We start from the raw sequence: 12,930 nt of genomic DNA on the forward strand, positions 1-12,930 counted from the left end.
GACGCCCTCGCGGAGCCGCAGGCCGATCCGATCCCGCTATGCCTCGTGCACGGTCATCGGCAACCCGCCGCGAACCCGCAGCGACAGCATCGGCTCGGGCACCACCCGGTATCCGGGCACCTTGGCCAGCCGCAGTTCCCTCGCGACCATCGCGACCACGAACGCCGCCTCCATCATCCCCAGGTTGTTGCCGACGCAGAACCGCGGGCCGGCGCCGAACGGGATGTAGGCGTACCGGGGTCGCGAGGCCGTGCCGTCCTTGTCGAACCGCTCCGGGCGGAACCGTTCGGGCTCCGGCCAGAACTCCGGGTTGCGGTGCAGGGTGTACGGGCAGATCAGCACGTCGACCCCGGCCGGCACGTCGTACCCGCCGATGGTGTCCGCCTTCTGCGGAATGCGGGAAAGCATCCACACCGGCGGGTACAGACGCATCGCCTCCTCGATCACCGTCGTCGTGTAACGCAGGCGGTGCAGGTCGTCGAACGTGGGCTGTCGCTCCCCGAGCACCGACAGCGCCTCCGCCCGCAGCCGCTCCCAGACGGCCGGGTTCTCGTCGAGCAGGTGGAACGTCCAGCTCAGGGTGCTGGCCGTCGTCTCGTGACCGGCCAGGCAGAGGGTGACCAACTCATCGCGCAACCGCCGCTGCCCGACCGCGGCGTCGGGCTCGGCGTTCGTCGACTGGATCAGCCGGCTCAGGGCGTCGTCGCCGTCGAGCCGGCCGCCACGCGCATCGACCAACTCGTTGACAACCGTCTGCAGGTGACGACGGGCGCGGCGGAACCGCACCTGGTGCGGCAGCGGCACCCACATCGGCACCGCGCTCATCGTGACCATCTCGAACATCGCCTGGTCCTGCATCGCCTCGAAGGACCCGCCGACGTCGCCGAGCCCGCCGAGATCCGCGTCGAGCAGGGTACGGCCGAGCACACCGAGGGTGAGCCCGGTGGCGGCGCCCGCGATGTCGACCGGACCCCGCCCGATGTGGCCACGCAACCGGTCCACGAACCGACCGGCCTCCTCGGCCACCACGTCGGCCTGCCGGGCGATCCGTTTGGGCTGGAACACCGGCTGGATGACCCGTCGCTGCTTGCGCCACAGATCGCCCTCGCTGGTGAGCAGCCCGTCGCCGAGGGCCCGTTTGGCCTGGGCCAGCCCGACGCCCTTGTGGTAGTTGTCCGGGTTGTCGGCGAGCACATGCTTGGCGTGGTTGGGGTGGTTGAAGAAGAAGAGAACCTTCGGGCCGATCGCGATGCGGGCCGCGTCACCGAAGGCGTCGGCTGCCGACGACATCAGCCCGAGCCGGTCCCGGCCGAGCTTCCACAGCAGCTTCGGCGCCGCCCAGAACGGTGGTCCGGGCGGCCGCCGCCGCGACGCGGTAAGCGTCATGTCGCCGCCTCGCTCGGCTCGGGCACCGGCGCCGGCTCGGTCATGCCGCGGAACTGCCCGTTGACGAAGACCAACACGTCACCGGTGCTCTCCCACCGCAGCGACACCACGCTGCTCAGGAAGATCGTGTGATCACCGCCGTCGTACGTCCGCCAGACCCGGCACTCGAAGTGAGCCACCGCGTCGTCGATCAGCGGGGCGCCGGTGACGCTGCCCGGCGTCCACTCGACCGAGCCGAACTGCGCCAACCCCAGTGGCCGCCACCGATCGGCGAAGTGGCGTGCCACCTTTTCCTGCCGCTGCCCGAGCACCGAGATGCCCAGGGTGCCGGCCTCGGTGAGGATCTGATGCATGATCGCGTCGCGGCTGACACAGACCAGCACGAGCGGCGGGTCCAGCGAGACCGACGCGAACGAGTTGGCCGTCATGCCGTGTGGTGTGGCGCCGCCGACCGTCACGACGGTGACGCCTGTCGCGAAGGTCCCGAACGCCCGCCGCAGCAGCTTTGATCCGGCCACCTCGCTCGGACTGAGCAGTTCGCCGCTCATCTCGCCTCCCCGTTCGCGTAGGGCTCGAGTGCGCGAGCCAACGCCTCCGGCACCCGCGCGGGCAGTGTCCGGGTGTTGGGGCCGCGCATGCACGCGACCCGTTGCCGGCCTCGGGCGACGAGCGTCTCGCCGCCGTCCGGGTCGAGCCGCACGTAGTCGAAGCCGAACTCGATCTGGGTCTGCGCCAGTTCCACGAGCCGCATCCGGATCGAGACTTCGTCGAACGCCGTGATCTCGGCGTAGAACTCGCAGTCGACCTTGAGGGTGAAGAGCTTGAGGTCGTCCTGCAGGTCGGCCAGCACGTCCGGTGCCCGCTGCTTGAGGAACATCTCCCGGCACCGCCCCTGCCAGCGCAGGTAGTTGACGTAGTAGACGTTGCCCACGAGGTTGGTTTCCTCGAAGCCGACCGTGTGCGGGTACTCGAAGTACTTGCTCATCGAAGCGACCACCCGTCGGTGAGCACCGCGACGACGACCGGGTCGGCGTGGTCGCGCAGCCGGGTCACGAGAACGGCGATCCGCAGGGTGCCGGAGGCCAGGGTGAGCCAGCCGTGCGGCCCGACCGCGCTGAGCGTGATCGGCGTCTGCACCGGCAGTCCCACCTTGCGGAGGCACTCGATCGCCGTCCAGACCCGGGTGCTCGCGGTGTCGACGTCCTCGTCGGTGTCCTTCGTGAGCTGGCCGACCAGGCCGTCGTGCGGGCCGAGCAACGTCGACCAGGTCTCCGCGTCGCGCTCGGAGACCGCCTCGATGTCGCAGCTCAGCACTCCCCGACCGCCGACGCAGACGGTCACGCCGGCGCCGTGTGCCGCCGAGACCACCTGGTCGTCGTCGACCTCCGGCCGGCCGTCGGGCCGGTAGCGCACCTCGACCGGGCGGCCGAACACCCGTCCGGCCGCGAGGCCGGTCATGGCGCGTCGGGGCGGGTCGTCCGAGCCGTGTGGCTCGACCGCCACCGCGACCCGGGCACCGAGCAGGTCGTCGAGCGACCGTTCGAGGTAGGGGCCGAGCAGCGGCACCGCCCAGGGGCCGCGCCCGTCGCCCTTGCGCACCGCCTGCAGGCGCAGGCCCTCCCACCGTTCCACCACCTCGCCGCCCGGCGTGCGGACCGCGATGTCGTAGAGGTAGGTGTCGCCGTCGCGGCTGCGCTCGGTCGCCGTGAACCGGGCCTCGCCCTTGTCGGCGAGGACCGGGCCAGCGGCGTGTACGCGTTCGATGCCGGCCGGCAGGAGCGTCGCGTGCGGTACGCAGACCTGCAGACCGTGCATGAGCGCGTCCCGCATTCCGGGGTCACCGAGCAGCAGGTCGCCGCCGAGGAAGCTGGCGAACCAATCGTCGGTCGCGACCGCTGACACGTCCACGTCGACGTGCCGTGCCGCCGCCCGGTGGTAGCCGCGGAGCCGCTGGAACCGCTGTCCCTGGAAGAGGATGCCCCCGTACAGGTCCGTGGCCGGGTCGAGGGGCACCAGCGGAAGGCCGGCGCCGGTCTCGTCCGGTGGGCCGTCGAGCTCTCCGCGGTCGCCGAAGCGCAGTCGCGCGCGGAAGTGGTCGACCGCGAAGCCGGTGTCGGCGGCCCGGATGGCGACGTCGACGTCTCCGTCGCCGGTTACCACGGCCGCGATGCGGATCGTGGCGCTGCCGTCGACAGGTACCACGATCGGCCGGAGGAACTCGACGTCCTCCATCGCCGGCACCTCAGCTCGCCCGGTGAGCGCGGTGGCGGTCTGCGCCATGGCCTCCATGCCGAACACGGCCGGAAACAGCAGGTTGCCGTCGAGCAGGTGGTCGGCGAGATACAGGTCGGTGCCGGCGTTGAGTTCGACCTCGGTCACCAGTTCCACACCGTGGTAGTGCACCAGCGGCGTGCCGACGAACCGCAGCAGCGGCAGCGTCGGCGTCTCCCGACGCACGGTGTCGATGCCCTCGGTGCGGCCACTGATCACCACCACCGGCGGGGCGTCGGGGTCGGCGATCAGGCGACGCATCAGGCGTACGCCCTCGTCGGGCGAGATCGGGACGATCCCGTCCCGCTGCAGACCCTCCACGACCGAGAGCCGCTCGCCCATGCCGACGCCGGACCAGACCGACCACTCCAGGCAGAGCGTCCGGCATTCGGGGTACGCCGCCGCGAAGTCCGCGGTGATTTCGGCCAGCCAGTCGTTGGCGGTCGCGTAGTGCGCCTCACCGCGCAGGCCCGCCCGGCCGATGATGCTGCCAAAGGTGACGAGCATCCGCAGCGCGCCCGGCTCGACGGCGTCGAGGACGGCGCGCAGCCCGTCGATCTTCGGGGCGAACGTCGCCCGGAAGGCCGCCGCGTCCAGGTTGGCAAGCGTCGCCGGCTCGTTGCGGCCGGCACCGTGCAGGACCGCCGTCACCGGGCCCAGCTTCTGGCGTACGCCGTCGACCGCGGTCCTGACCTGCGCCGGGTCGGTGACGTCGGCGCGGGCGTAGTGCAGGCGCACCCCGGCGGCCGTCATCCGGTCGAGGTTGGCGGCCAACTCCGCGTCGGTCGCCGGGTCGCTGCGACCCAGCACGGCCAACGCCGCGCCGGTGTCCTGTGCGACGGCGAGCGCGCACTCGGCGGTGATGCCCTTGCCACCGCCGGTCACGAGCATCACGTCCGACGCGTCGAGCGGCATGACCTCCCGGGCTGGTCGCACCGGCATCGCCCGCAGGGTGGGCACCCGCCGCACGCCGTCGGCGTCGTAGCGCACCTCGTGGAACCGCCCGGTGGCGGCCACCTCCGCGACGACCAACGCCGGGTCGTCGAAGTCGGCGGGTACGCGAACGATCGTGGTCCGGATCCGGGGCATCTCCAACCGCAGCGACTTGGCCAGCCCGGCGGCGCCTCGACCACGCTGCACGACCACGAACCGGTCGCGCTGCTTGTCGGCGATCGCCGCCTTGGCCCCGTCCAGTGCGAGCGTCAGGTCGGCCTCGGTGCAGTCGGCCGGCAGGCAGACCAGTACCCCGCCACCGACGGCGCCGTGCTCCAACGCCTGCCGTAGAGACTCGGCGAGCCGGTCGCCGTCACGCGACCAGCGCCGCCAGGGGCCGTTGGCCTCCACCTCGACGCGCGGCGGCAGCGACAGGGCGTCGAGGTCGACGGAGAACGCCCGGGACCAGGCGGCCGCACCGGCCACCGTGGCCGCCGTCGCCGCGCCACCCTCCCCGGCGGAGCCGGCCAGGTCCTCCAACGCCTGGGCCAACTCCCCGACCGTGGCGACGGCGAAGTTCGTCGGCGTCTGGGCGCTCGGCACCGACAGCAGTTGGGCGGCCTGGTTGACCACCTGTCCCACCGTGATGGAGCTGAGGTGCAGATCGTCGAGGAGGTGACTCTCGCCGCGCACCATCTCGATCGGAAGCTCGGCGCGGTCGGCCACCAACCGACGCAGCAGGTGCAGCGGCGGCTCGGAGGCGTCGGTGTCGGTCTCGATCTTCTTCGCCTCGACGGCCCGCCGCACGGGCTGCACGGTCAGTGGCGGCGCGGCCTCGCAGGGGCTTGCGAAGAAGCTGAACTTGGCCCCGAGCTGCAGCGGCCGGGTCAGGCGACCCTGGAACAGCGCGTCGTCGACCCGGAACGCGCCGACGACGTACGCGGCGCCGACGGCGTTGAGCAGACCGGCGACCGACTCGTCATCGGTGTCGAGGGACACCGACGGCACGTCTGTCGCCGCGGTCGCCAACGCTCCCAGCACCCGACCGGGGCCGACCTCGATGAACAGGTCAAGGTCCTTCGCCGCGAAGGCCACCGCCTGGGTGAAGAGCACCGGGTCGGTGATCTGGCGGCGCAGAAGGGCCGGCACGTCGGTGTCGGCCGGGAGGACATCGCCGGTCACCGTCGACACCACCCGGCGCGACAGCGGGTCGAACTGCTCGTCGGTCAACCGGTCGCCGAACGCGTCGGCGGCCGGTGCCACCAGCGGTGAGTGGAACGCGTGCGAGACGCGCAGCCGGGTGGTGGCGAAGCCCGCTTCGCCGGCGCGGCGACAGGCTTCCTCGATCCCTTCTGCCGTGCCGGCAATCACCGTCTGTTGTGGACCGTTGAAGCCACCGATGACCACCGGAAGGTCGGCCAGCAGGGGCCGGACCGCCTCGGGTGCCGCCGCGATGCTCGCCATCGTCCCCGACGAGCTGTGCTCGGCCATCGTCTGGCCGCGGACCATCGCGGTACGCAGCAGGGCGTCCTCGTCGAACGCGCCCGCCCAGTGCAGGGCGGTGATCTCGCCGAGGCTGTGCCCCACCGCGCTGGTCGCCTCGATGCCGAGCGCCGACAGCACGCGCAGGCCCGCCAGCGAGCCGGTGACGATCCGGGGCTGGGCCACCGTCGTGGCGACCATGTCGCCCGAGGTGGGCAGCGCCGCCTTGGTGTAGACCTCGTCGACCTCGGTGAACCGGCGGCGCAGGGCACCGCCGCTCGTCCCCCGCCCCGAGCCCTGCCCGGGGAAGAGGTAGCCGATCCGGCCCGGACCGCCGACGTGGCCCAGGAAGCTGCGCTCGTCGGCGCTGACCAGGCTCGTCTCGCCGGCGTCCAGTAGGGCGCCGAGTCGTTGCAGCCGCGCGACCGCGTCGGCCGGTGACGAGACCACGACGGCCGCCCGGTAGGGCAGGTCGCGCAACTCCCCGTGCAGCGTCGCGGCCAGGTCGCCCAGCTGGGCGTACGCGACGCTGTCGACGAACTCGACGAGCTTGTCCAGCCGCTCCCGCAACTTCTCCCGGGAGGCGCCGTCGATCAGCAGCAGCTCGACGTCCTGGCCGGAGGAGGCCAGCCGGCTGGTCCGGCTGTCGAACCCGCGCCGACGTCGGGAGGGGCCGCCCTCGAGCACGATGTGCGTGTTGATCCCGCCGAAGCCCATCGCCGTGACCCCGGCCCGGACGTTCGGCAGGTCGGGCCACGGCTCCGCCTTGCGCAGCGCGCGCAGCGCCGGGTGGTCGTCGTCGGCCAGGATCTCGTGCGGCATGACGCAGCCGATGGCCGGGGGCAGCACCTGATGGTGCACGGCAAGCGCCGCCTTGATCAGGCCGGCGACACCGGCGGCGGCCTTGGTGTGCCCGATCATGCCCTTGATCGACCCGATCGCTGCCGGAGCGGCGCTCGGGTCGGCGGAACGACGGGCGAGCGACAGCGCGGTCAACTCGGTGGCGTCACCGACCCGCGTACCCGTGCCGTGTCCCTCGAAGAGGCCGACCGTCTCGATCCCGAAGCCGGCGCGCTCGTACGCCCGGTCGAGCGCGAGTCGGTAGCCGCTGACCTCGGGTCGGGTCATCCCGCCCTTGCCGTCGGAGGAGATCCCCCACCCGGCGATGGTGGCGTAGATGCGGTGGCCGGCGGCGCGAGCGTCGTTTTCGCGCATCAGGACGACCATCCCGCAGCCCTCGCCGGGCCAGAAGCCGTTCGACCCACGGTCGTAGACGCGCATCTCACCGGTCGCCAGCGCGCCGGTCTTCGCGAACCCGATGATCTCGAAGGGGTCGATCGACAGGTCGACACCACCGGCGATGGCCACGTCGACGTCACCGTCGATGAGGGTCTTGCTGGCGGTCGCGACCGACAGCAGCGACGACGAACAGGCGCCGTCGACGGTGTAGCCACCACCCTTGAGGTCGAAGTGGTTACAGATCCGGCCCGCGATGGTGTTGGAGAGCCCGCCGGCCAGAGTGTCCTCGTCGACCTCCGGGAAGGGACTCTTGAAGGTCGCCTCGAACGAGTCGAGGAAGGTCATGAGGTGGTCGTCGTCCCAGTCCTGGTCCTTGAGCGCCGCGGCGACCATGCGCCGGACGAAGGGCCAGCGCAGCCGCAGCTGATTCGCGCGGGTGAACTCACCGGTCAGGGTGTTGCCGACCACCACGCCGGTACGGTCCCGGGGCAGTCCCTCGGCCATCGGGAAGCCGGCGTCGGCCAGGGCCATCGCGGCCATGTCGAGGGCGAGCCAGTGGGTCAGGTCCGTCGAGCGGTAGGTGCTCCCGGCGACCTTGTAGGCGATCCGGTCGAACTCGTACCCCTCGATGACGGCGGCGTTGCGGGCGTAGAACTTGTCGGGCGTTTTCGGGTCCGGGTCCCAGTAGTCCTCGAGCCGCATCCGCTCGTCGGGTAGACGGCGGAACGCGCGCCGCCCGGCGAGGGCGTTCTCCCACAGCTCCCTGGGTGACGTGGCGTCCGGATAGCGGCACGCCATGCCGACTATCGCTACACGAGTCATGCGGGGACGACCTCCTTGCCGGTGTGTTCCTTGCCGTTGCCGTTGCCGGTGCTCGCTGGCACCGGCATCGCGGCCGTGCCGATGCTGGGTGCGCGGTCGGCCTTGGACTTCTCGATGAAGTGCAGGGTCCAGTGGAAGCCGCCGCGGATGAGGCAGACGGCGGCGGTGGCGAAGAAGATGCCGTACGCGATGCCGAAGCCGGTGAGCAGGCCGTAGACCACGGCCACGCTGGCACCGAACGCCACCTGCGCGGCCGGTGCCGACGGTGAGGTGCCCGGGTCGGTGACCATGTAGTTGGTGAACAGCACGAACGCGACGCCGGTCATCATGCCCAGGGCCGCCGGGATCGACGTGTCGAGCAGCACCCCGCGCACGATCGCCTGCAGGGCGAACGCGGACAGCCAGCCCAGGATCAGCCACATCCGACCGGTCAGCTTGCCGTTGATCATCGTGCCGCCGACGATGATGATCGCGGGGATCAGCCAGTCCCAGAAGCCCGAGATGTACTCGGTGAAGTGGTAGGGCGGCGCGACGCTGGCCCAGGGGAACACCAACAGGATCACCGCGATGCCGAAGTTCGACGGGTTCATGTAATGCCGCATCCGGCCCCGGATGGGGGCCTGCAGGACCCACTTGGCGCCGATGGCGACCGCGATACCGAAGAGCATCGTCCAGAGCTGGTCGTTGACGTAGATCAGCATGTTGAGCGCGAGGCTCGTAATGTGCGCCGGGTAGAGGAACTCGATCAGCCCGCGCAGCCCTCGGCCGCTGAATCGCGGGGCTCGGCCCTCGACGCGGGCACCGATGGCCTCCAGGGCGATCTCGATCGTGTAGCCGGCGAAGACCGCGATGAAGGGCCAGGTCCAGGGCTGTTCGAAGCCGAAGACCGTGAAGCCGAGGATGTTGAAGACCGTGATCGAGATAGCGAAGTTGCGAAGTGCGATGTTGACTTTCGGGTCGTGACGTGGCGGGGTGACGGTACTGGTTGCCATGTCGCTCACCTCTCCTGGGCCTGGGCGCCGAGCTCGAGCGAGTGCCAGCCCGGGGTCATCGAAAGCTCCTGTTGATGCGGCTGACCGGTGCGGTCACGCCAGTTCAGCTCGACCCGTACCGGGCCGGTGACGTTCTTGCCGAGTCCGATGTGGACCTCGTTGCTGCGCTTGCCGGAGTGGCCGCTGCCGCCGTCGACACGGCCGAGCAGCACCCGACCGTCCGCCGTCGTGACCTTGACCTGGGCGCCGACGACTGGTGAACCAGCGGTGCCGGTCGCGGCCGTCGCGCCGGCCGGGGCAGGGTGGGTCAGGCGGAGGCCGAGGAAGGCGCCGGGGTTCGGGCTCTGGTTGTGGTAGAAGACCGGTTCGTCCCACTGCCGGGCGACCGCGAAGTCGAGCCGCCCGTCGCCGTCGGCGTCGCCGGTCGCGATGCCGCGGGTCGGTACCGGTGCGTCGAGGCCCAACCGCGGCGCGATGTCCACGTAGCGGCCACTGTCGGACTTGACGAAGAAGTGCAACCGCTGGCTACCGCCGATGTCGTCGCCGGGGCGCACGTGCGGCCACCAGGTGGTGTTGCTGAGCAGGTTGTCATTGGACATGGCGAGTTCCTGCAGCTGCGGCCACCTGTTGACCTCGCCCTTGACGAAGCCGGTCGTCTGCGCCACGACCAGGTCGCCGCTGTTGTTGAAGTCCGCCATCTTCACGTCCCAGCCCCAGCCGGACCAGGCGAGCCCGAGCGGCGCGCTCTCGTCCTTGAACGGGGCGGTGCCGTCGTCGAGGTGGGTGCGGAGGTCCTTCTGGTCCTTGGCGGAATTGACGAAGGCGAAGTGGCTCTCCTCCAGGCCGAAGGTGGTGGCGATGTTGCTGACGTACATGTCGTAGAGGCCGTCGCCGTCCAGGTCGCCGAAGTCGACGCCCATGCCCTTGAACGAATCGGCGCCCACCCGCTTCGACTTGGGGACGAGCGGGTCACGGACCGCCTTGACCGGAGCGAACTCGATCTTGCCCGGGGTCGACCTGTTGTAGAGCATCCGGTCGGGGCCGAAGTCGTGGGCCACGTAGAGCTCCGGCAGGAGGTCCCCGTCGACGTCGTTGGCGGCCGCGGCGAGGGCCCAGCCCTTCGACACGGCGCGCGGAAGAACGTCGCTGACCAGTTCGAAGGTCGCCGTCGGCTCGGCGCCGGCGGTGGCGCCGGTGCACCGGAAGAAGTAGTCCTCGCCGCCGTTGAACGCCTGCGACATCGAGTGGTTCATCGCGACACCGTCCTTCTTGGTGTCGTCCAGGACCGGGCCGTGCGGGAAGTAGTTGCCGACAAAGATGTCGACGTGGCCGTCACCGTCGAAGTCGTCGACCGCGACGGTGTTGGTGTTCCACTGCGGGCCGTCGTAGCGGTCACCGGGCGACTGGGGCAACACCTCGACCGGTCGGAAGGTGTTCATCGTCAGGCCGACCGCGCCGGCCTTGGCGAGGTAGAGGATCGGCGTACGTCCCCAGAGGTAGACCAGCACGTCGGTGCGGCCGTCCTCGTTGAAGTCGCCGGGGACGCACCCCATCGGCGCCATCGTGTCGCTCATCGGCAGCGGCGCCGGGTTGAGCGCGAACGGCGCGTAGCGGGGAGCGCCGGGGCCGGGCACCGGGGTGACCACCACCTGGTCGATACGGGGATCGGTGATGCACAGGTCGTTGGGCAGCCCGTCCCCGTCGAGATCGTTCATCGCGACGCCCGAGCCGACCGACGAGATCCACGCGTTGATGTCCTGGTACTTCTGGTTGACCTTGCGGACGGTCTGCTGCGGGTAGCCCCCCGGCATCGCGATCGAGGACGGCTGGAACGCGAACCCGCTCGCTGTCTGCGCCAGCTCGGATGCGGAGGCGGAGGGCAGCCGCCCCAGTTGGAAGAGCAGGGCGACCAGGGCCAGCGCCACGATTGCGGGTAGCCGCCGATGCAGCCATGAACCCTTCTGCGACATCTACTTGACCTCCGATTGTGACGGACGGGTACGGGGCCGGGAATCCCATTACCATCGGTTTGGTAATGGCATTTCACCGATGCCTGGACGGCTCCACGGAACGGGCATCAGCACCGATAGCCGTGAGCGCGAGTTTCCAGTTCCGACCCCTTCGAACAGGGAGTTTGGCGACGGCCTATCACCACACATCCCGACTCACCGATTTCGGTGAGCGCGCTGGATAGAGCGTCGCAGGGGCCTTTAACGATGTCTTCTTCGTCTGTGCTGGGGGCTTCTTCGTTCGTGCGGTGCGCTCAATACGCGGACATACGCCGATTTTTTTTGGGCACCGGCCCGGGTGATAATTGCGTTTCCGGCCGACTACCGAAGGTGTCGGCTGCCGACCGCCAGCGCGGTGGCGAAGCTGGCCCAGGCGACCGTCTCGACCAATACGGCGTCGCCCTCGTGCCAGGCCCGGAACTCCGCGACGGTCTCCTCGTCGACCTGATACGACGCGAAGGCCGCCAGCAGGGCGAGCCGACCTGCGGACCGGTCGGGCTCCGGCAGGTCGGCGATTGCCCGCTCGCACCACTCGCGACTCAGGCCGGTGTCGGCGCCCTGCCAGGTGTCGAGGTGCGCGGCGACGAGCGCGCGCACCCGCGGCGGGACCGACCGTTCCCCGGCGGCGGTGAAGGCGGCGTTGGCGCGGGCTACCGCATCCGCCACCGCCGGGTTGCCCAGCGCCCAGCCCGCCTCCGGCGGCAGGTCGGCCGCGGGTAGCAGGGACAGTGAGCGACCGGCCGGGTGCTCCTCGAGCAGGATGTCGTGCAGCAACCGGCTGACGCCGCGCTTCATCCTCCGCTTGGCCCGGGAGCCGAGCTGCGGTGGCAGCAGAAAACTCGACAGGAAGACGTTGACCATGCGGCTCAGGTAGTGGAACGCCACCACGACGCCCACCAACTCGGCGCGCTCCGCCGGGGTGAGCGTCAGGTCGAACGCCGGGAAAGCCGCCGGCTGGTGGGCGACCCGCGCCCAGCCGGCGAGCGTACGCACCCGCGGATCCACGATGTCCTCGACCCGGTCGGCGACGATCGCCTCGGCGTCGTGCTCGGTCGACAGGTCGTACATCCCGGTGCTGTGCATGTCGACGCAGTAGGGGCAGATGTTGGCCACCGACACCGCCGACGCCACCGCCTCCTTGGCCAGCCGGTCGACGGCGCCACCGGTCATCAGCGGCTCGCGCATCAGCATCCAGTAGGCGGCGAGTGTCCGGGGGGCCGGCGAGTGCAGCAGCAGCGGCGGTACGACCAGACGCATCTCGTCGGTTGCCTGCCGGTAGACCTCGGCCACCAGACCGTCGGCTGCGGTGGGTGCGACAGGCGTCACGTACTTGACCTGGCGCTGAACGACCGACGAGACAACGCGGGCGGCGACCATGGTTACCTCCGTTGAGGGTGTGGACGTCGCACTAGCATCACGCCGGTGACGCCGCCGACCCCACTCCGAGCGTGCCGACCCGCAGCGCCGCCTTCATCGCCGCCCAGGAGGTGACCTCGATCAGCTCGCGGTCGCCAACTCCCGTCGCCCGCAGCGCGTCGAAGTCGGCGTCGATCGACTGGTAGGGGCCGAACGCCGCCAGCAGGGCCAACCGGCCGGCGGGTTGGTCGGCCGGCGTGAGCGCCGAGACCGCCTCGCTCAACCAGCCGCGGTTGGCCCCGGGAGGCCGCCCGTCCCAGGCGTCCAGCCGATCGGTGACCAGCGACCGCACCGGGCCGGGCACCGAACGCAGGCCCGCGCGGTCGAAGGCGGCGGCGGCCCGCGCGAACGCGTCGCCGATGCTCGGGCTGCCGGCGGCC

7 protein-coding genes and 1 pseudogene are annotated in these 12,930 nt (G+C 70.7%); all 8 read right to left on the minus strand.

The features are described 5' to 3' along the window. Positions 1 to 36: 36 nt before the first annotated feature. Entirely contained in the window at positions 37 to 1,386 is a 1,350-nt protein-coding gene (locus PSH25_RS18640; RefSeq protein ID WP_238660299.1) for a cytochrome P450, read from the minus strand. Continuing rightward, positions 1,383 to 1,934: a flavin reductase family protein gene (locus PSH25_RS18645; protein WP_238660300.1), complete on the minus strand. Its 552-nt coding sequence runs from the start codon at positions 1,932 to 1,934 to the stop codon at positions 1,383 to 1,385. Before PSH25_RS18645 ends, PSH25_RS18640 begins: the two co-directional genes overlap by 4 nt. Further along, on the minus strand, positions 1,931 to 2,371 hold the full coding sequence (locus PSH25_RS18650) for an acyl-CoA thioesterase (RefSeq protein WP_238660301.1): 441 nt from the start codon (positions 2,369 to 2,371) through the stop codon (positions 1,931 to 1,933). Before PSH25_RS18650 ends, PSH25_RS18645 begins: the two co-directional genes overlap by 4 nt. After that, positions 2,368 to 8,133, minus strand: coding sequence for a type I polyketide synthase (locus PSH25_RS18655; RefSeq protein ID WP_238660302.1), 5,766 nt, complete (start codon positions 8,131 to 8,133; stop codon positions 2,368 to 2,370). The genes PSH25_RS18650 and PSH25_RS18655 overlap by 4 nt, the downstream gene beginning before the upstream one ends. Further along, positions 8,130 to 9,125 (minus strand): RnfABCDGE type electron transport complex subunit D, encoded by a 996-nt coding sequence (locus PSH25_RS18660; protein WP_238660303.1) that lies wholly within the window; start codon positions 9,123 to 9,125, stop codon positions 8,130 to 8,132. The genes PSH25_RS18655 and PSH25_RS18660 overlap by 4 nt, the downstream gene beginning before the upstream one ends. Positions 9,126 to 9,130: 5 nt before the next feature. Next, a complete protein-coding gene (locus PSH25_RS18665) occupies positions 9,131 to 11,095 on the minus strand; it encodes a CRTAC1 family protein (protein WP_238660304.1) in 1,965 nt (654 codons plus the stop codon). Between the two features lie 360 nt (positions 11,096 to 11,455). Beyond that, positions 11,456 to 12,511, minus strand: a complete 1,056-nt coding sequence (locus tag PSH25_RS18670; RefSeq protein ID WP_238660305.1) for a carboxymuconolactone decarboxylase family protein — start codon at positions 12,509 to 12,511, stop codon at positions 11,456 to 11,458. 37 nt (positions 12,512 to 12,548) lie between these two features. Continuing rightward, positions 12,549 to 12,930 (minus strand): annotated as a pseudogene (locus PSH25_RS18675) (carboxymuconolactone decarboxylase family protein); the annotation flags it as partial.

The organism is Micromonospora foliorum (assembly GCF_022229015.1).
GTDB classification, from domain to species: Bacteria; Actinomycetota; Actinomycetes; order Mycobacteriales; family Micromonosporaceae; genus Micromonospora; species Micromonospora foliorum.

Coding starts and splice junctions, on each gene's coding strand:
- PSH25_RS18665 (WP_238660304.1), bottom strand. CDS start 11,095: ATGTCGCAGAAGGGTTCATGGCTGCATCGGCGGCTACCCGCAATCGTG.
- PSH25_RS18650 (WP_238660301.1), bottom strand. CDS start 2,371: ATGAGCAAGTACTTCGAGTACCCGCACACGGTCGGCTTCGAGGAAACC.
- PSH25_RS18640 (WP_238660299.1), bottom strand. CDS start 1,386: ATGACGCTTACCGCGTCGCGGCGGCGGCCGCCCGGACCACCGTTCTGG.
- PSH25_RS18645 (WP_238660300.1), bottom strand. CDS start 1,934: ATGAGCGGCGAACTGCTCAGTCCGAGCGAGGTGGCCGGATCAAAGCTG.
- PSH25_RS18670 (WP_238660305.1), bottom strand. CDS start 12,511: ATGGTCGCCGCCCGCGTTGTCTCGTCGGTCGTTCAGCGCCAGGTCAAG.
- PSH25_RS18655 (WP_238660302.1), bottom strand. CDS start 8,133: ATGACTCGTGTAGCGATAGTCGGCATGGCGTGCCGCTATCCGGACGCC.
- PSH25_RS18660 (WP_238660303.1), bottom strand. CDS start 9,125: ATGGCAACCAGTACCGTCACCCCGCCACGTCACGACCCGAAAGTCAAC.